Origin of the sequence: Streptosporangium nondiastaticum, assembly GCF_003011965.1 — a bacterium.
GTDB classification, from domain to species: domain Bacteria; phylum Actinomycetota; class Actinomycetes; order Streptomycetales; family Streptomycetaceae; genus Streptomyces; species Streptomyces nondiastaticus.
In genome coordinates this window covers 1-435 of record NZ_PXWG01000367.1, presented here as the reverse complement: position 1 = coordinate 435, position 435 = coordinate 1, and the positions used below count along the sequence as shown (strand labels likewise).

Below are 435 nucleotides of genomic sequence, written 5' to 3'. Positions count from 1 at the left end.
CTTGGTGTGCGCGGCCTCCAGGCGTTTGCGCATGCCGCCCACGAACAGGTACTCGCAGCTCCAGTCGAACTGGAAGGCCTCGCCCATCTCGAAACTCATGGGCACGAAGGCCATGCGCGTGGGTGCATTGGACTGCGCCTGCTGCCAGCGCTTGGCGAACTCATAGACCGGGCCTCGGCTGCCCGGATAGCCCATGGCCTGCAATGCCCGGAACATGGCCTTGATGCCACGGCGCTCGCGCTTGTTGCGGTGGCTGTCGGCCTTCAGCCAGGTGGACAGCTGTTCCTTGTACGGATCCAGAACGCTGGGGACGGTCGCCCGCTTGGGGTAGCTGGGCTCGACCATCTCATTGGCCTTCAACCACTTGGCGGCCGTGTTGCGAGAGATGCCGAGCCTTCGGCTGGCTTCGCGCACGCTAAGGTGGTCACGGTGGAC

The 435-nt window shown here is 64.8% G+C and carries 1 pseudogene; it reads right to left on the bottom strand.

The features are described 5' to 3' along the window. Positions 1 to 435, bottom strand: a pseudogene (locus B7P34_RS36265) (IS21 family transposase); the annotation flags it as partial.